This is a genomic window from Streptomyces sp. NPDC005483 (assembly GCF_040606035.1).
Classification (GTDB): Bacteria; Actinomycetota; Actinomycetes; order Streptomycetales; family Streptomycetaceae; genus Streptomyces.
The window spans coordinates 71,096-88,384 of record NZ_JBEXEA010000033.1 but is presented as its reverse complement, the minus strand read 5'-3'; the positions used below and the strand labels follow the sequence as shown (position 1 = coordinate 88,384).

The window sequence follows — 17,289 nt, the reverse complement described above, 5'->3', positions numbered from 1 at the left end:
GGTACGTCACCCCGCTCGAAACGAGATCCTTGCTCAGGCAGAACCTCGTCCCGGCAGCGTAAACACCCGCTGTCCAGTTCGCGGGGGGAACTTCACCAGGGTGAATCTGCCCCGACTGCATTGGGCGCTCTCCCGGGTCAAGGTGGAGCCGGTCACGGAGGCAGCGGCCAAAGCGGCGGCACAACTGCTCAAGGGCGCCGGTCTGCACGGACACAAGTACGCGATCGACGCCACCGTCGCGGAAGCAGCCTTGCGTCAGCCTGGTCCGGTCGCCGTCCTCACGTCGGATGTCGATGACATGACCCGGCTGTGCGGCAGCAAGGTTCTGGTGATCGGGCTCTGACCGCGATCTCGTCCCGGGACCGTGGACAGATCCGCGTGGATCCGCCGAGAACCAGAGTCGCCGCAGTGGGACCTGGCTGCCGGGAACCGTCGTGACGTGTCCCGGCAGATGGTGTGGCTGCACTGCGCCGGTCGCCCTATGAGGACGTGAGCGTGCGCTCTTCCCGCTTGATGATTTGTTCCAAATGTCGGCTATAAATGCAACCGAAACTGCAACCAGAGCATGCCGAAGAGCTGGACCGCAATGAGCGGTCCAGCTCTTCATTTCGCCTGGTCAGGCGGCTGCGGAGGATACGAGATTCGAACTCGTGAGGGGTTGCCCCCAACACGCTTTCCAAGGGTGCTCGTGTCCCTGGGAGGGCCGTACGAGGCCGTTCACCTGCGTCTGCGAAGGCTCGCCGTCTTGAAGCTTGAGGCGCTCTGGTACTGGTCCGGACGCGACGGTACGCCTGTGAATGAGACCAGAAGTGAGACCACGGCCCGGACCGGCTGTGCCTGGCCGCCGGGAGAGCACTGCAACCTGACCAGGTGCCTTAAGCAGCCACATCGCCCGTCGCTTGCGACTGAGGTTGCAGCATAGGAGGCTCTGTCCTGTGCTCAGGGAACCTAGTCAGTTGACGATCGCAGAAGACGGCTCGGTAGTCCTTCCCCTCGGGGTGCTGGCCGAGGCAGGTCTATCGCCCGGGAGCTCCGTCCTGGCCTACAGCAACGGCGACGGCCGGATCGTGTTGCGTCGCGAAGAGGATGCGGAACAGGACCTCATCGAGTTCGGGCGTCTCGACTAGCTGAGGCAGAGGCGTCGAGTACGCCGAGGATGCGCTCTACGGCCTCCTCTGGGGCCTCGTGTTCCCACACACGGATGACTGTCCATTCTGCGGCTGTCAGGGCCTCGTTGGCGGCTCTGTCTCTCGCGATGTTGCGCTCCAGCTTCGGCCCCCAGTAGCCGCTGTTAACGCCGGGCTTTCGGCCGTGCTCAGGGCAGCAGTGCCAGAAGCACCCGTCCACGAAGACAGCGACGCGCGCCCGGGTGAAGACGATGTCCGGCCGTGGCCGTGCACCCTCAAGCTGCAGTCGCAGATCCACGCGGTACCGCTTGCCTGCAGCGTGAAGCATGGACCGGATGGTGCGTTCGGGCTTGGTGTCCCGCCGCTTGATGGCAGCCATGTTGCGCGAGCGGCCAGGAGTCGGCGGCGTCGGGTATGCGGGGTCACTGTCGTGGGCCATCGGCTACAGCGTAGCCAAGAGCCAGTGTCAGACCCTCGGTGTTTGATGCGTCAGGATGGTAGACCTGAGCAATGCTGATGTGGAGGTACGAGCGTGGCTGATCTGACGGCCGTGGAAATCTGCGCGGGCGCTGGGGGCCAGTCGCTCGGCCTTGAGCTGGCCGGTTTCGACCATGCGTTGGCCGTTGAACTCGACGAGAACGCGGTGAACACGCTCCGGAAGAACCGCCCACACTGGGACGTACGGCATGGTGACGTGGCGGACGAGGCAGTCTGGAACCCCAAGGAGTTTTGCGACGTTGACCTGCTCGCTGGCGGAGTCCCCTGTCCCCCATTTTCCATTGCTGGCAAGCAGCTTGGCGCTACCGACGAGCGTGATCTTTTCGCGTGGGCCGTTGAACTCGCGGGAAGGATGCAGCCGAGGGCTGTCCTCTTGGAGAACGTGCGTGGGCTTTCAATGCCCCGCTTCTCCGCGTATCGCCAACACGTGAAGGATCGGCTGAAAGACCTTGGCTACTGGTCGGACTGGAAGCTTCTCCACGCTAGCGACTACGGCGTTCCGCAACTACGCCCCCGATTCGTTCTAGTCGCGCTGCGTAATGAAGATGCTCCCTGGTTCGAGTGGCCGGAAAAAACGCCTTACGAGGGCACGGTCGGGGACGCACTTTTTGACTTGATGAAGGCGAACGGCTGGCCAGGCGCCAAGGCATGGAGGAAAAAGGCAAACGATATTGCTCCCACTATCGTGGGCGGTTCCAAGAAGCACGGAGGGGCCGATCTTGGACCGACACGTGCTAAGGCGGCTTGGCGTGACCTCTGGGTAGACGCGATGGGTGTTGCCGATTTCCCGCCGGATGATTCGGTCCCCTCTGACTTCAGGCCTAAGCTCACGACGGAAATGGTTGCACGTCTGCAAGGCTGGGGGCGTGAACCGGAGTACGCCTGGGAGTTCACAGGCCGAAAGACGACGAAGTATCGGCAAATCGGCAACGCTTTCCCGCCACCGGTAGCCAGGGCAGTGGGCACTTCAATCGCCAATGCGCTGAACCGCAAGGGTCAGCCGAAGGACTTGTCTGAGGTGGAGGACGAGGTCATGCACGACCGGCTCTACCTGGCTTTGAAAAGTGCTCCAGCTGCGCTGACGGAGAAAGAGCTGGTGAAGCTGTCGGGCGAGAAGATCGACTCTGCGACCTTTGAGCGCCGTATGGCCACATTGGCAAGGGACTTTGTCATCGACGAGGACGACCAACTTGGCGGCCGCGCGTACCGGCTCGTGGGCTTCAAGGGCTTTATAGGGCAGGAAGGCCACGAGCGGCACGTGCGTTTCGCTGAGCAGCGGTCCCGTATCAGCTAACTGTAGCCGAGTAGTTTCTCGACATACGCAATTAGCGTTGCGTGCTCGGCGTGGGATAGTTGCCGTGCACGGTCATATGCTCGATCAAGCTTCGAGCGTGAACGCTCGCCGGTACGAAGCCAATTCAGAAGAAGCGTGAGATCGGCCTTGCGTAGCTGCTTGATCTCGGCAGTTACCTCGTCGTACTGCTCCGGATCAGGCAACTCGTTCCGTACTGTTTCATTGCAGCGGGCGCATTCCGTCCGCCAGTTGTCGATGTCGTCGGCAGCTCCTCTTGCTCGCAGTCGCTCCTGTGGAACTCGATGACCAATGGTGAGTTTCGCCTTACTGCCAGGCTCGCCTGGATAGGATTCGCCCGCTCCAACACCGCAGACCTTGCACCTGTGGCCGTCTCGGTCTAGAACTATTCGACGGGTTCGTTGCGAAAACTTAGGGCCCGCATTGGCGCGCTTCCTCTCGGTTGCTAGCCAAAGTCGCCGACCTTTTGCCTCTAGCCGGTAAGTATCCTGGGGGAGAGTGCGATCATCCTTATACGATGGAATGATCCAGTCGAATTCTCGCAACTTACGAAGGCGGCGATTTAGATGCTCTGAGTTGTCTGCAACGTCAGGACCTAGGGCGAGGCGCAGTTCCCGCATTGTGAAAGTCTCGCCGACTTCCTTGTGGAACCAGAGCCATGCGCCCAACCGCGGTTCCTGGCCAAAATCCCTTTTGGTACCAGGCCAGAACGAAAGTTCCCACCACAGAGTGCCGTCCGGCGCCCTTCTTGGGTCTTCTGGTTCGTCCATATCGATCGGAAGCATGGCAGGGATTATTGCCGGCTCAGTCGATCTTTGCCCAGAGACTCCGCTTCTGCCCTGCCTCAGCTGGTCTCGGCGACCGTCGAGGCAGGCTCGTCTAGATGCTGTAGCCACTTGTAGCCCAGGGAATCAGAGGTGCACGTGGTAGAGCGGCAGGGTCGGAGCCACATGACATGAGGCGCCTTCCTACGTCGCAACCCGGACACTGCCGGGCTGCCGAGCCGGGCTCGGGCGCTCGGTTAGCATGACTAGGCAGCCTGTGGGTCGTCTAACTGCGAACCGTCCGCTCACGCTCCAGGTTGCGCTTCTGCGCTCTCCCCACGAGGGGCCTCGCTCTGGCCGTCTTCCTGCATGACCCACTCGCGATAGCGGCTTGCATCGTATCCAGCGGCGCCGAGAAGCTCAGAGGACTCTCGAATACATCTTTCAAATTCATCGGCTTGAGCTCGAAGCATCTCATCTACTCTAGTTCGATTGCTAACCCGCCCAGGGACAGTGCTTGACTGAGCGCACATTTTATCTGTGGGAGATGCCGGGGGGTTAACTACCCTAATGAGATCGTGTGGATCGGGCTGAATGACCGGATCGGGCTTGAAACGAATAGCGAGAGAGACGATATCATCCACACCTTGGCCATTACCTGTTCGATATGTCATAAAGCTCTTCACTGAAGCTTTAAGTCCGAGATCTACTCCGCGTGAGATGATCCACTGCGTGAGCCCGAGCATGAATGCTTCACCTGCATCGGTAAAGTCAGCTACATGTACGGGCGAGACATTCTCCTGCAACCCCCAGGAAGCCGCAAACTCGGACGCATACGCTTGACACGTATCGTGGATGTCTTGGGCCATTCCAATCAGAGTTTCCTTTACTCTGACGTCTACGTTGCTATCATCCATTCGGGTTGTGATGAAAAGTAGAAAATCTTCATCGGAATGCATCTGGTGCTGGAGTATGGCTTGCAGGGCCGCGAAATAGTTGGGCACACCTCCGGCCTTCTCTACTCCTGCGAACCCGCCACAGAGGTCAATATTGATGGCATGGAAGGGCGCGTCTCGCTTCACGCGGTGCCATTCTGGCGAACGACTCTGCCCTACTGAGCGAAAGTCGGCCGAATAGACCTCGGATTGAGGGTGAATGCAGCCCATTCTAATAATGGAGAATTCAGCGGAATTGAGGTCCGATTGCTGAACCGCCAACGGAGCTGCGGCAGAATTAAATCCCAGATATCGAAGCGTAACCTCACGCGGCGAGCAAACGGTCTCCGCGATATGGCGTATATCGAGCAAATCGTTGCCCGGCAGGGTAAGGTAACGGAGCTCGCTACCTCTGAGGTTAAGGTCGCGTGCTAGGATCCCAATTTCGCGAGACCATTGAGAATTGCGCACATATTGTTTGCGTGGGCGGTGCCACGGCTTGAACTCACGTTCTATCTTTGCTGGAAAAGGAGGCGGACCGTCACCAAGAATGTCACGGAGGTCATCTGGCTCACTGGAGCCTGTCACTTCTTCAGCCAAGGTTTTCAGCTTCCATGATACCGAGGATCGACCCAAGCAGGTTGTCTTGTTCCTTCGGGGTTAGCTGTTCGAGAACCCCGTATACGGACAGCACTTTAGTGATAGCCTCCAGCTTTCGAATGCTGTTGGAATTCACTTCCGCGGGGGGCCTATCCGGAATCTCGTTGACGATCCGGTCAAGATCGAAAGTTTGAGAGATTCCCACGCTCTTTGTTGCCGGTTCTTGATGAGAACGTGCGAAGCGAATCTCCGGGACCACGCCTTCACCGTCGGTGCGTAGTGAATTAGCGGACGTTACGATGCGACTGATCCGGTCTTCCGCGTCGCGTTCTGCTGACCCTCTGGCTTCCAGCCGGAGTTGCTGAGCCTGACGCTTCTGAGTTGTTGCTAGTTGACGCAGTGCGTTGTGTAGCCATCGCGTGAGAACGACCGTATGTGGGTGAGCAGTATTGAAGCTCTCGCGGTCGATGTTAAGTGCAGCTTCTAGCCCCTGTTTGACGAAAATCTCGCACGTGATTTGTCGCAGGCGAGTCAATTCTGCGACCTGATAGTTGAAAAAAGTTGAGTCGAATAGAGTGCCACTCGCCCCGTGGATACGAACGAGGACGCCTTGATGATCAGTGGGCGCTACTTTGGGAGTCCAGACAAGGTAGCCTTCAAATTCCAACGGTCCGGCAGTGACGTCTCGGTCGTAGCCTTTGAACTCTTGGAGTAGTGACCCGACGAAAACTATCGGCTTCTTAAGTACGTGTTGCGTGGTTGGCAGGTTACGGAATTTGATCGGCCGACTAATTTGTACGCCGTCAATGATAACTTTGAAATCAGTGGGAGAAGCTTCAGTGGGAGCTAGGCCGGCGAGTTGCCGAACGGTGATACTGGGGTCGCCGCTTTTTAGCTCCTGTGCCGCTCCTTTGGAGTCATTTGCAAGCTTGTAGAAATATGCCCAATCATCCGCGACCCTCTCGTCGAGGATATTTTTTTCGACGTAAGGGAGTGGTAGCGCTAGAGCAAGGTTCCATAGCATCTGGAGATAGGTGTCAAACATATCTGAGAGTTTGACAGCGGTGCGTCCCTGCGCGGACGACCAGACGCTCTGCACCATCTTCGCGAATGCTTCCTGCGAGTCGTCTCGATCATCCCAAGGAAGGCTCCGCTGCTGATTTTTGGGGTCTTCAATATGGAGGCCGTGGGCGTCAAGATGGCCAATATGATATTTGGGAATAGATGAACGAGCCTTCGCCTCGCCTACTTCGCTCAGAGCGTTAGTGAAGGTGCCCCATAGCTGCTCACTGCGAAGACTGTCTCTGGTTTGAGGGCGAATGGAAGTTAGAACAATCGTCGTGCCATGGGCATCGATGTCATCAGTCGGCTCCCTCCAAGCCTGATAGCTACCCGCCTTGAAGTTGCTTCCTTCAGTGTCAATAGGGCCATCGGCGAACTGGCGTAGATTTACGAGTACCACCGTGCGGTATCGATCGTTCGCTGTTTTCGTGATGATTTGAAAACTGTGAGTAAGTTGGGATACTGAGAATATGCCAATTCCCAACTTTCCGATGAGCTTGCGGCCCCCCGGACTGGTATTTGAGTCATCCTCGGACGTGATTCCGAGTTCTTGACCTTCATCTGTTCGTTTAGCGCTTCCCCCGATGTTGTGAAGCAAGTGGATAACGGATTCAGGAGTCATCCCTGTTCCGTTGTCTTCTACCGTGATACGACTGAACCGCGGGGCATCAGTTTTGACTGAAACCCAGGTAGCATCTGCGTCGTAGGCGTTTGCGATGAGTTCCCTGACTGCCGATCCAGGTTGACGGTAGATTCCATCAGTAACCCGGGCGATGACACGGTCATTGGTAGTCAGCACATGTTCGACCGGATGGGAGTGTCCGACCTTGTTTCGAAGCTCGTTGGCGAACTGCTGGTCTAGCTCATTGTGCAACGGACTCATCGCCGGTTACTTGCCTTCCTCTCCGCGGAGTCAGTGCTTTGAACCTTCGCCTCAGTTCGCACATTTCGATTTATGACAACCTCCTGCGTCTAACCGGGTCAGTCCTCAGCAGTTCCTTCGCCTCGATCAAACGTTCAAGGGTCGAGACGTCTGGGCATCGCCCACTCAGTGTAGGTACTTGTGCCATCGGGCGATGAGAAACGTCAGAAGCAGTGCACTTGTATCGCATTTGTCTTGGTCTCAGCTCGAGTACGGTTGGCTTCCCTCCGCCTTCGTGGTTCAAGTGTCGTTGTCAGGCGCGGCGCGCTCACACATGACGCTCCGGTGCCGAAGCTCGAACGGCGCGATGAGGGATGCTGCCCGGAGCGTGCCATCGTCACGCTAGCTTTCTCGGGTGTGAACAGTGTCTAAAGCCTCAGGTACCGTCAGGTCGGTGTAGCGACTTTGGCCGGGAGCTGCTTTGGGGGGAGTGATCATGGCCCCGTAAGCTTCCGGCGCGTCGGGCAGTCTGTGGACCTGCCCGTTAAAGCACGACGTTGGGGCCATGATCTTCGAGGCTCCCCCCAAAGTGGCTGGCTAAAGTCGCGGAGCCGACCGCCCCAGCCACGGGGCAACGACCCCGGTAGCGAGGTAGCCCGCGGGGAACCGCCGCCGCGATCCGGCCTTGTCGGTAACCCAACGCGTCTTTGGCCTGGTGTGCGGCAATCCCCTGTACCTCATGGCCCGGTGCTGGGTTCTTGGCCGCTGCTGGTGGCGACGGGCGGGCGACGGTGCGCGGCCGGTGGCGGAGACATAGAGGCGGCGCGGCGGCGACCGACCGGCGCCGCCGCGCGTGCGCGGCCCCTCGGTCCTCTTGGATCGATCCCGACTTCGTTGGGCGGCTCGGGTCTCATGGTCTTGATGGGGTGTCTCGTGCTCGTGCGCCTTATGGGCCCTACGGGTGCTGCTGGGTCTTCCATCTCTAGGCCGGATCGTGGCGGCGGTTCCCCGCGGGCGTGCCCTGCGTCACCGGAGGAAGATCCCCAGGTCATAGGGCGGTTGGTGCTCGCGGCCGGAGCAGGACGGCCGCGAGCGGAGCGAGCCTTGATGAAGTAGGGAAACTCCCACCGCGCCGGGATCAGCTTGGGGCGACGTAGCACACTGCGTCGATGCTCTGGCCACTTCCGTACCGGTGCGGGGCTCGTCCGATCTCGCGCCATCCGAGTCGTTCGTACAGCCGCATAGCGGCGGTGTCCTTGGTCATCACGTCCAAGACAAGGCGAAGCCCGTGCTCTTCGGCGTAGCTCATGGCGGCCTGCATCAGGCGCTCGCCGAGAGCATGCTTCCTGGCTGACTGGACGACGAACAACCTGGCCAGTACGGCAATTTGATCCTTCTTGTCGCTGCTCTGCTGCATCCAGAGGGAGACCGCATCCTCGTCGTGAGGGCGCATGATCGCCACGTGCCCGACTACGGCTCCGTCCAGCTCTCCCACCCACGCGGTGATCACGTCAGCGGATTGCAACCAAGTCTCGGGCTGCTCAACTCCTTCGACCGGATACCCGTCGGTGGCGTGTACATCGATCAACGCCGCTGCGGCATCAGCCAGATCACTGTCCTCGAAGGGTCGGACGATCACAGACTTCACGTGCGGCTCCTCGTCACTCGACTGGCAGTTCGTAGAGCAATCCGGTCTGGTCGGCTCGGTGTACGTACCGCGAGACCTCGAAGGGGACCCCGTCTTGATCCAAGCTCGTGTGCAGCACCTCCAAGACGGGCACACCCGGCAGGAGTTCGAGGATCGCGGCTTCCTCTGGGGTGGGCATCCTCGCGCTGATCTCGTCACGGACGCGCGTCATGACGTGGCCCAACTCCTCTAGACGGCCGTAGATGCCGTCCTTCCCGGTCTTGGGCTGCATGAGCAGCGTCCCCTGAGCCTCGTCCCACCGAAGGTAGGTGGAGACGATCTGCACAGGCTCGTCATCCGCGAAGTAGTAGTTCTCCCGATGGATAACGCTCTCTTCGCCGACTGGCACTTTGAGGCGCTCCGCGACGTCCGTCGGCGGCCTCTCGCGAGCGATGGACGGGACCTCAATCCTCGCGGTCTTGCCCTGCCGCTTCGCCTCCAACCGGAACGGCGTCAGCCCCGTCTCGCGGTTCTTGAGCGAGTAGCGGTCGCTGCCAAAGCGAAACAGCCGCTGCGGCTCCCTGACGAAGACACCGCTCCCATGCTTCGCGGTGACGAGTCCCTGCTCAGCAAGGATCCGAATCGCCTCGCGCGCGGTGTTTCGAGCCGCCCCGTACGTCTCGGCCAACGCTCGCTCGGACGGCAGCTTGTCACCGGGACGCAGCTCGCCGACCTCGATCTGACGACGGAGGTCTTCAGCGATGCGTCGGCTTGGTGGCTGCGAAGTCGAGGGGCGGGCGGACGTCATGACCGGAGTCTAGCAACTGGCTCAAGCCACCTTGTTGACCCAGACGGCGGCGTGTGCTCAACTGGCTTAAGCCAGTAAGTGGCTCAAGCCAGTTGGCGCACTTGAGGTGTGCCACGAACAAGGAGTGATGCGCTGTGCGTCAGATTCCTGTAGACACCTCCGCCGCCACCGTGATGGTGGCCCAGGCCCCCGAGCCGAAGATCAAGGACCGGCGTACCGGCGAGATCGCCACCGACACCGAGACCGGCGCGACGCTGATGACCGTGAACGTGATGTTCGCGGCCAACGGCGACGTGGAGATCCTCACGATCACGGTCCCCGAGACCGGCATCTCCGGCGACCTCGCCATGGGTACCCCGGTCGCGCTCACGGGGCTGATCGCGCGGCCGTGGGAGAACGAGTTCAACGGCCAGAAGCGGCACGGCATCGCCTTCCGCGCGGTCGCCGTCACCTCGCTTGTCGCCGCTGCGTCGAAGCCGAAGGCGGCCTGAGCATGACGACGTGGATAGGGATCGCGCTCGCGGTCCTGGCCGTTGTGGCGCTGCTGCTGAAGTGGCGCCGCCCGGTCTGGTACTGGCTGAGCTTCGGCGTCACCCTCGCGATCCTGCGGGTGCTGTTCCGCTACGCGGCCGTCATGGAAGCCTGCCGCCTGACCGTTCCCGCCTCGCGGATGCGCCGGGCACTGGCCCGCTGGATGAAGAAGCCGGTTCCGCAGCAGCGGGTTCCGCGTCTGGTGTGGATCCGCCCGACCCGTACCGGCCTCCGGCTACGGATCCGGCTCTGGCCCGGACAGGACGCGTTCGAGTTCGCCGCCGCCTCCGACCGGCTGCGCCACTCCTTCGCGGTCCATCAGGTCACCTCCCGCGAGATCAAGCCCGGAGTCATCGAGATCGCGCTGACCGGCTACGACGTCCTCAAGCGGGTGCAGATGCCCGCCGACACCGACCGCGGCCTGCTGAAGATCCCGCTCGCCCTGGTCGAAGACGGCTCGGTGCACTACCGCGACTACCGCGAGGTCCCGCACGCGATCACGGTCGGCGTGACGCAGTCCGGGAAGTCGGTCACCCAGCGCACCGTGATCAAAGAGCTCGCCTCGCAGCCGGTCGCGCTGGTCGGCATCGACTGCAAGAAGGGTGTGGAACTCGGCCCGTTCGCCCGCCGCTTCTCCGCGATCGCCGACAACCCGGATGACGCCATGGAGCTGCTGGAAGCCCTCGTGGCGCGGATGGAGGTCACCTACGACACGATCCGCCGCACACAGAGGATCAGCGCGGACACTCCGCATGCGGAGATCGCCGCGAACATCTGGGACCTGCCCGAGGACCTGCGGCCGGTGCCGATCGTGGTCACCATCGACGAGATCGCCGAACTCGCGCTGAGCACGAAGAAGAACGACCCGCGCCGGGACCGGATCGTCAAGGCCCTGGTCCGCCTCGCCCAGCTCGGCCGCGCAGCCGGGATCTTCCTGGACATCTACGGGCAGCGCTTCGGCTCCGAACTCGGCGACGGGATCACCATGCTCCGTGCCCAGCTCACGGGTCGGATGGTGCACCGCGTCAACGACGAATCGACGGCCAAGATGGCGTTCGGGGACATCTCCCCGCACGCGGTGTTCGCCGCCACGCAGATCCCCAACGACCGGCGCGGGATGGCCGTGGTCGGCTACTCCACGGGTGAATGGGTCCGCATCCGCACCCCGCACACGACCATGCGTCAAGCCGTCGCCGCCTGCAACAAGCACGCGAACCTGGCCCCAGATCTGCCGGAGTTGGCCCGCTTTCGCCCGCTGCATGACCTCGCGCCGGTTGAGACGCCCGCGGTGATCGAAGCCGCCTAGCCCCTCCCTGTTCCACGGTCGGCGCGACCGCCTTCGCGCCGGGTCCCTACCCCTCCCATGCCCGAAACAGAGGTGATCGTCATGACCGTGATCCCGTTCCCGGAACGCACCCCGGAGCCGGACCCGCTGGAATCCGCCCTGCTCTCCGCGTGGAACAACTCACCGGACGTGATGGACGACTACCGCGACGAGGACACGCCAGACAGCGACTCTGAGTGGAGCTGGTGACCGGCATGTGCGACAACTGCGAGGACTTCCACCGCACCGTGATCCTGCTCGGCGCCCTGGCCGTGTACGCCGACACCCTCGGCCCCGAGGCCGACCAGACGTTCATCGACGCCGTGGGCCCGTGCCTGGCCGCGTCGCTGCCGGAGCCGCCGCCCGGCCTGTTCCCGCCCGGCTACGACCCCACCGACGGCCCCGACTACCCCGGCGAGGGGTGGATGCCGTGAGTGCCGCGCAGAAGCCGACCACCCGCCGCCGTAAGCCTGCGGCCCCGAAGCCGGAGCCGGTGAAGTGCTCGACGTGCAAGGGCTCGGGTGAGGTCTCCCGCACGGTCCGCGTCGGCCGCAAACAGCGCGCGGTCGGCCAGCAGACCGGCCTGTGCCTGGCCTGCCTCGGCTCCGGCGAAGCCACCGACTGAACCGCCCGGGCGGGGCGTCCGGACACCTGATCCCCGCCCCGCCCTGGCCCAACTCCTCTGAAGGAGGTGAAGACATGACCCGACAGCTTCGCCCGGATGCCGTGCTGGTGCAGGCCGTGATTGCCGGAGCCTTGTCCTTCGCCCACCTGCACGACCTAGCCGCTGCGGCCGGGCAATCCGGCTGGAAGGCCTGGGCCTACCCGATCAGCGTTGATCTGCTGCTGGTGGCCGCATGGCGTCGGCTGCGCGCCGTTGGTTCGTCCCGGCTGGCCTGGTGCTGGTTCCTCATCGCCCTGATCGCCTCGCTCGGCGCCAACGTCGCCACGGCCGGATTCCTCGACCTCGCCCACCCTCCGGCCTGGCTGCGCTTCGGCGTCGCCGGGTGGCCCGCGCTCGCCTTCCTCGGCGGCACCTTGCTCGCTCACTCGCCGACCACGGCCGGGGACCGGGTGCCGGTTCCGTCGGCGCCCGCCGCCCCGGCCCCCGCACCTGCCCCCGAGCCGGTCTCCGACCCTGCCGCGTCGCCTGTTCCCCTCGTCGCGGGCGAGGACACCCCGGCCCTGCCCGCTGCCGACCCGGCCCCGGCCGTGCCTGCCGCCTTGGTGGCTCACGCCCGGAAGGTCGCCGACGACCACCAGGCCCGGACCGGATCGCCGATCGACACCGACACCCTGCGTGCCCGCCTCGGCGTCCCCGCCCCCATGGTCGACGCCATCGCCGCCCAAATCACCTGAGGAGAAAGGAACTTCACCCATGGGCCTGTACCAGATCTGGAGCGAGATGCACCGGGTGGGCACCACCGCGATCGGCGGCGGACCCGACCGACGCACCGGCGAGATGAAGTACGTCGCCGCCTGCGAGGCCGAGGACTGCGGATGGTCGTCCGCCTACGACTCCTACGAGGCCGCCATGGTCGCCGCCCGCGGCCACCGCTGCCCCGTCCGTTGACCCATCCGCTGACCCACCGAAGGGAGATCGCTCATGTCCGTGCCGCTGTGGTTCTTCATCGCCTGCCTGGGCCTGGTCGGCGTCAAGCTCGTCCGCCCGCCCTGGTGGCTCGTGATCGTCCTGCTGATCGGCGGCTACCTCCTCGCCGACAGCTTCCTCGCCCCCGCCATCGACACCGCAACCAAGTAAGGAGCCCCCGCCATGATCCGACCCAAGATCCCGGTCAACCCGACGCCGACCGGGCTCAGCACCCCGCCCGCCGTCATCCAACCGACCAGCATCACCTTCGGCGCCCCGACCCCGCCGCCCGCGCCGATGGCTCCGGCTCCGGTTTCCTCGCGGCCCACGGTCCAGCTCACCCCCGGCGCCGTCGTCGCCGTGGCTGGTATGGGCACCGCGGTTGTGCTCGTGGTCGGCGCCGTCCTGGTCTCGATGCTGCTCGCGGTCGCCATCACGGGCGCCTCGGTCGCCGTGTGCGCCCTGGTCATCCGCTCAATCCTCAGCACCGACATCCGACGCTGACCGGCCCCCGGGCGGCCTGACACCGCCAAGTATCCGCCGCCCGGGCGCCACCCCTGTCCGAATCTCTCAACCGGAAGGAACCTTCATCATGACCGGCCACACCCCGGCCTCGCACAATCCGGCGCGGATCTGCCCGAACTGCGACGGCTTCGCCACTGCCGCCGTAGCCTCCGGCACCCGCCACCGCGACGGCTCTCGCGTTCTGCTCCGCGTCAACTGCGGCACCTGCCACGGCACCGGAACCGTGCCTCTCCGCCCGCGTCTCAAGGCCGCGGACGTGGAGGCCGCCGCATGACCGACACTGCGACCTTCGCGGGCCTGGACCCGGCCACCCTCGCCGACACACTCAGGGTGGCCGGGTCCCCGGACTTCGACCGCTGGCAGGACCAGATCAAGCGCACGGGCGGCTGCTCCGACCCGATCCACCTGCGCGGCTGGGTCCTGCACAAGGACAAGACGACCGGCGAACTCCTGCACCGCTACAGCACCGAGCAAGAGCCTGGCGGACGGCTGCGCATCGCATGCGGCAATCGGCGTGCTTCCCGCTGCCCGGCCTGCGCCTGGACGTACGCGGGGGACACCTATCACCTGATACGTGCCGGGCTCGTCGGCGACGACCAGCGCGACATCCCCGCCACCGTCCGGGATCACCCCCGGGTCTTCGCCACTCTCACCGCGCCCTCGTTCGGCCCGGTCCACAACCGGCCCAAGGGCGGCTGTGGCTGCGGGACCCGCCACGCCCCCGACGATCCCGCCCTCGGCACCGCCCTGGACCCGGCGGCCTACGACTACGCGGGCGCGGTGCTCTTCAACAACCATGCGAGCGAGCTGTGGATGCGCTTCGCCAACCGGCTGCGCCGCGAGATCGCACGTCGGGCCGGACTCACCCAACGCGAACTCGCCGAGGCCTGCCGGGTCTCCTACGGCAAGGTGGCTGAGTTCCAGAAGCGCGGCGCGGTCCACTTCCATGCGGTCATCCGCCTCGACGGCCCCAATGGACCTGACTCCCCGCCGCCCTCCTGGGCTTCGGTCGACCTGCTCACCGACTCGGTGCGCGCCGCCGTCCGGCACGGCTACACAACGGTGAGCGTGCCCGCCTCCGGCGACCAGCCCGCCCGCACCTTCACGTGGGGCCGACAGCTCGACGTACGGCCAGTCAAAGCCTTTGGGGACGGCTCAGAGCTCACTGAACAGGCCGTCGCCTCCTACGTCGCCAAGTACGCCACCAAAGCCGCTGAGACGACCGGAACGGTTGATCGCCGGGTCGGCAACAAGGAAGTCCTGGCACTGCTTGGCATCCCGGGCCACCCCCGCCGCCTGATCGAAGCCTGCCTGGACCTGCACGCCCTCTACCCCGACCGAAAGCTGCGCGACTGGGCCCACATGCTCGGCTTCCGCGGCCACTTCAGCTCCAAGTCCCGCCGCTACTCCACCACCCTCGGCGCCCTCCGCCAGACCCGAGCCGACTATCGCGCAGCACAGGAACGCCAAGGCCGCGGCCTCGACGACACCGCCCCCGACACCGTCCTCGTGCTCGCCGATTGGCAGTACGCCGGGCACGGCCACACCCCCGGCGAATCCGCCCTCGCCGCCACCATCGCCCGGGACATCCAGCACAACCGCGAAACCGCACGCGAAGAACTGGCCACTAGGGAGGGATCCGATCATGCGTGAGCGTCTGTGGAACGTGCCGGGCTCGGACTGCCCGGTGTGCCGCGAATTGCCTTGCCCCGACTGTGCCGCCTGCTGGGCTGCCTTCGTGGCCAACGAGTGGACGGCCTGCTTGGAGTGCGGCGGGTTCGGCCGTCACTCGACTGAGCCCCGCTTCCCATGCCCTGTCTGCGGCGGTTCCACGCTCGTGCCGGCCCGTGACGTCTTGATCTTGCTCGGCCTCGAAATCAAGGAGGAGAAGTGACCACAGCCGCAGCCACACTTGCCCCGACAACCGCCGATCCGACGCTTCTCCTCCTTACTGTCGAGGAAGCTGCTCGGCGACTGCGCATCGGCCGGACGACGTGCTTCGGCCTCATAGCCTCGGGTGAATTGGAGTCGGTCAAGGTCGGCAGCCTGCGGCGGATACCCGCGGATGCCCTTACCGCGTATGTCGGCCGCCTGCGCGGCGGCTCTGCCTCCTCCATGAGGTGCGCGTGATGGCGAAGCGAAGCCGTGAGCCGAACGGGGCAGCCTCGATCTACAAAGGGGCCGATGGACGGTGGCACGGACGCGTGACGGTCGGTGTCGGCCCGGACGGGCAACCAGACCGGCGGCATGTCGGCCGCAAGACCAAGGCTGAAGTCCTCAAGGCAGTCCGGGAGATCGAGCGGAAGCGCGACTCAGGAAGCCTCAGCAAGCCGGGTCAGAAGTGGACGCTTGGCAGTTGGCTGGAGCACTGGGTGCACGAGATCGCAGAGAAGTACGCCGCCGAGAACACTTACGCCGGTTACGAGGTGGACGTGCGCGTGCATCTGGTCCCGGGCCTCGGGGCGCACCGGCTCGACCGCCTGGAGCCGGAGCACTTGGAGGCCTTCTACGCCAAGATGCAACGCGAAGGCAGTAAGGCCGGGACGGCGCATCACGTGCACCGCACAGTGCGTGTGGCGCTAGCCGAGGCCAGGCGGCGTGGGCATGTCTCCCGCAACGTCGCGGAGATCGCCCGGGCGCCTCGGATCGAAGAGGAGGAGGTGGAGCCGTACACGATCGAGGAGGTGCAAAGCCTGCTCCTGGAGGCCGCCAGGCTCCGCAACAGCGCACGGTGGGTCGTCGCCCTCGCGATCGGCCTCCGTCAAGGGGAAGCGCTCGCGCTCCAGTGGGAGGACGTTGACCTAGACGCTGGGTACGTCCGTATCCGGCGAAATCGGCTCCGGCCCAGGTACCGGCACGGCTGCGACGGTGAGCCGTGCGGCAGAAAACCTGGCTACTGCCCAAAGCGTGAGCAGACCCGGCGCGAGCACAAGACCACGAAATCGCGCTCCGGCCGCCGTACGGTCGGCCTGCCTGCCCCCCTGATCAAACTGCTCCGCAAGCACAAGGAGGAGCAGGACCGTCAACGTGCGGAAGCCGGTGCTGATTGGGAGGACAAGGGCTATGTCTTCGCTACGCCTACGGGCGGGCCGCTGAGCCCGAATACCGACTACCACGTGTGGAAGCGGCTGCTTCGGGATGCGGGCGTGCGGGACGGGCGTCTTCATGACGCTCGCCACACGGCGGCTACCGTTCTACTCCTGCTTGGCGTCCCGGATGTGATCGTGGACGCAATCATGGGCTGGGAGCCGGGTGGCGCCGCGCGGATGCGGGCCCGGTACATGCACGTCACCGGTCCTATGCTCCGGAAGGTCGCGGACCAGGTCGGCGAGAAGCTGTGGGGTCCTGCTGGGTCCCAATGAGACCAAAAATGAGACCACGCACGACGAAGGGCCCCACCGCGAACGGTGGGGCCCTTCGACATCGTGCCCGGTGAGGCACTGGCGGAGGATACGAGATTCGAACTCGTGAGGGGTTGCCCCCAACACGCTTTCCAAGCGTGCGCCCTAGGCCTCTAGGCGAATCCTCCGCGGCAAACAATACAAGACGTTGAGGAGTGCTCGCGAACTCGTTCCCACCCCTCGCCATCGGGTACTGTTTGGGCAGCCCCTCACGCGGCGCTATCTGACTGAACTCCCCCAGGGCCGGAAGGCAGCAAGGGTAGGTCGGCTCTGGCGGGTGCGTGGGGGGCGTTCGCGTTTCCGCGTGGGTCGGGTTGTCAGT

21 protein-coding genes, 1 tRNA gene, 1 other RNA gene and 1 pseudogene are annotated in these 17,289 nt (G+C 64.0%); 17 read left to right on the top strand and 7 right to left on the bottom strand.

Annotation, left to right across the window (positions count from 1 at the left end; genetic code table 11):
* Positions 1–343, top strand: a pseudogene (locus tag ABZT06_RS40495) (hypothetical protein); the annotation flags it as partial.
* Positions 344–956: 613 nt separating this feature from the next.
* Positions 957–1,127, top strand: coding sequence for a hypothetical protein (locus ABZT06_RS40490; RefSeq protein WP_355752697.1), 171 nt, complete (start codon positions 957–959; stop codon positions 1,125–1,127).
* Here ABZT06_RS40490 and ABZT06_RS40485 read toward each other — a convergent pair.
* Positions 1,102–1,566, bottom strand: coding sequence for a very short patch repair endonuclease (locus ABZT06_RS40485; protein ID WP_355752695.1), 465 nt, complete (start codon positions 1,564–1,566; stop codon positions 1,102–1,104). The genes ABZT06_RS40490 and ABZT06_RS40485 overlap by 26 nt on opposite strands.
* A gap of 93 nt (positions 1,567–1,659) precedes the next feature.
* On the opposite strand from ABZT06_RS40485, the gene ABZT06_RS40480 reads away from it, so the two are divergent.
* Entirely contained in the window at positions 1,660–2,919 is a 1,260-nt protein-coding gene (locus ABZT06_RS40480) for a DNA cytosine methyltransferase (protein ID WP_355752693.1), read from the top strand.
* Here ABZT06_RS40480 and ABZT06_RS40475 read toward each other — a convergent pair.
* The 5 genes from ABZT06_RS40475 to ABZT06_RS40455 form a co-directional block, all read right to left on the bottom strand.
* Positions 2,916–3,557: an HNH endonuclease signature motif containing protein gene (locus ABZT06_RS40475; RefSeq protein ID WP_355752705.1), complete on the bottom strand. Its 642-nt coding sequence runs from the start codon at positions 3,555–3,557 to the stop codon at positions 2,916–2,918. The two genes, ABZT06_RS40480 and ABZT06_RS40475, sit on opposite strands and share 4 nt — an antisense overlap.
* A gap of 449 nt (positions 3,558–4,006) precedes the next feature.
* On the bottom strand, positions 4,007–5,236 hold the full coding sequence (locus tag ABZT06_RS40470) for a hypothetical protein (RefSeq protein WP_355752691.1): 1,230 nt from the start codon (positions 5,234–5,236) through the stop codon (positions 4,007–4,009).
* A complete protein-coding gene (locus ABZT06_RS40465; protein ID WP_355752689.1) occupies positions 5,229–7,181 on the bottom strand; it encodes an ATP-binding protein in 1,953 nt (650 codons plus the stop codon). The genes ABZT06_RS40470 and ABZT06_RS40465 overlap by 8 nt, the downstream gene beginning before the upstream one ends.
* A 1,117-nt stretch (positions 7,182–8,298) precedes the next feature.
* On the bottom strand, positions 8,299–8,808 hold the full coding sequence (locus ABZT06_RS40460; protein WP_355752687.1) for a GNAT family N-acetyltransferase: 510 nt from the start codon (positions 8,806–8,808) through the stop codon (positions 8,299–8,301).
* Positions 8,809–8,821: 13 nt separating this feature from the next.
* Positions 8,822–9,595 carry a GntR family transcriptional regulator gene (locus ABZT06_RS40455; RefSeq protein ID WP_355752685.1) on the bottom strand — a complete coding sequence of 258 codons (774 nt, stop codon included), beginning with the start codon at positions 9,593–9,595 and terminating at the stop codon, positions 8,822–8,824.
* Positions 9,596–9,729: 134 nt separating this feature from the next.
* On the opposite strand from ABZT06_RS40455, the gene ABZT06_RS40450 reads away from it, so the two are divergent.
* The 13 genes from ABZT06_RS40450 to ABZT06_RS40390 all read left to right on the top strand — a co-directional run bounded on the left by ABZT06_RS40450 (position 9,730) and on the right by ABZT06_RS40390 (position 16,928).
* Positions 9,730–10,086, top strand: coding sequence for a hypothetical protein (locus ABZT06_RS40450; RefSeq protein ID WP_355752683.1), 357 nt, complete (start codon positions 9,730–9,732; stop codon positions 10,084–10,086).
* A 2-nt stretch (positions 10,087–10,088) separates the two neighbouring features.
* On the top strand, positions 10,089–11,432 hold the full coding sequence (locus ABZT06_RS40445; RefSeq protein WP_355752681.1) for an FtsK/SpoIIIE domain-containing protein: 1,344 nt from the start codon (positions 10,089–10,091) through the stop codon (positions 11,430–11,432).
* A gap of 81 nt (positions 11,433–11,513) precedes the next feature.
* Positions 11,514–11,660 carry a hypothetical protein gene (locus ABZT06_RS40440; RefSeq protein WP_355752679.1) on the top strand — a complete coding sequence of 49 codons (147 nt, stop codon included), beginning with the start codon at positions 11,514–11,516 and terminating at the stop codon, positions 11,658–11,660.
* The gene (locus ABZT06_RS40435) at positions 11,648–11,884 is read left to right on the top strand and encodes a hypothetical protein (protein WP_355752677.1); all 237 of its coding nucleotides are present in this window, start codon (positions 11,648–11,650) and stop codon (positions 11,882–11,884) included. Before ABZT06_RS40440 ends, ABZT06_RS40435 begins: the two co-directional genes overlap by 13 nt.
* Complete coding sequence (locus ABZT06_RS40430; protein ID WP_355752707.1) at positions 11,881–12,075, top strand: hypothetical protein; 195 nt, start codon at positions 11,881–11,883, stop codon at positions 12,073–12,075. Before ABZT06_RS40435 ends, ABZT06_RS40430 begins: the two co-directional genes overlap by 4 nt.
* 74 nt (positions 12,076–12,149) lie before the next feature.
* A complete protein-coding gene (locus ABZT06_RS40425; protein WP_355752675.1) occupies positions 12,150–12,809 on the top strand; it encodes a DUF2637 domain-containing protein in 660 nt (219 codons plus the stop codon).
* Positions 12,810–12,828: 19 nt separating this feature from the next.
* Complete coding sequence (locus ABZT06_RS40420; protein WP_355752673.1) at positions 12,829–13,023, top strand: mobile element transfer protein; 195 nt, start codon at positions 12,829–12,831, stop codon at positions 13,021–13,023.
* A gap of 33 nt (positions 13,024–13,056) precedes the next feature.
* Positions 13,057–13,212: a hypothetical protein gene (locus ABZT06_RS40415; protein ID WP_007382116.1), complete on the top strand. Its 156-nt coding sequence runs from the start codon at positions 13,057–13,059 to the stop codon at positions 13,210–13,212.
* Positions 13,213–13,224: 12 nt separating this feature from the next.
* Positions 13,225–13,545 (top strand): SpdD-like protein, encoded by a 321-nt coding sequence (locus ABZT06_RS40410; RefSeq protein ID WP_355752671.1) that lies wholly within the window; start codon positions 13,225–13,227, stop codon positions 13,543–13,545.
* A gap of 88 nt (positions 13,546–13,633) precedes the next feature.
* Positions 13,634–13,840, top strand: a complete 207-nt coding sequence (locus tag ABZT06_RS40405; RefSeq protein ID WP_355752669.1) for a hypothetical protein — start codon at positions 13,634–13,636, stop codon at positions 13,838–13,840.
* Positions 13,837–15,219 carry a replication initiator protein RepSA gene (gene repSA, locus ABZT06_RS40400; protein WP_355752667.1) on the top strand — a complete coding sequence of 461 codons (1,383 nt, stop codon included), beginning with the start codon at positions 13,837–13,839 and terminating at the stop codon, positions 15,217–15,219. The genes ABZT06_RS40405 and repSA overlap by 4 nt, the downstream gene beginning before the upstream one ends.
* Before the next feature lie 237 nt (positions 15,220–15,456).
* Positions 15,457–15,696, top strand: coding sequence for an excisionase family DNA-binding protein (locus tag ABZT06_RS40395; RefSeq protein ID WP_355752665.1), 240 nt, complete (start codon positions 15,457–15,459; stop codon positions 15,694–15,696).
* A complete protein-coding gene (locus ABZT06_RS40390; protein ID WP_355752663.1) occupies positions 15,696–16,928 on the top strand; it encodes a site-specific integrase in 1,233 nt (410 codons plus the stop codon). Before ABZT06_RS40395 ends, ABZT06_RS40390 begins: the two co-directional genes overlap by 1 nt.
* A 79-nt stretch (positions 16,929–17,007) precedes the next feature.
* Here the strand turns inward: ABZT06_RS40390 and ABZT06_RS40385 are convergent.
* A tRNA-Ser gene (locus ABZT06_RS40385) sits at positions 17,008–17,095 on the bottom strand.
* Positions 17,096–17,167: 72 nt separating this feature from the next.
* Between ABZT06_RS40385 and ffs the strand changes: the two genes are divergently transcribed.
* Positions 17,168–17,266, top strand: an RNA gene (ffs, locus tag ABZT06_RS40380) — signal recognition particle sRNA small type.
* Positions 17,267–17,289: the final 23 nt, after the last annotated feature.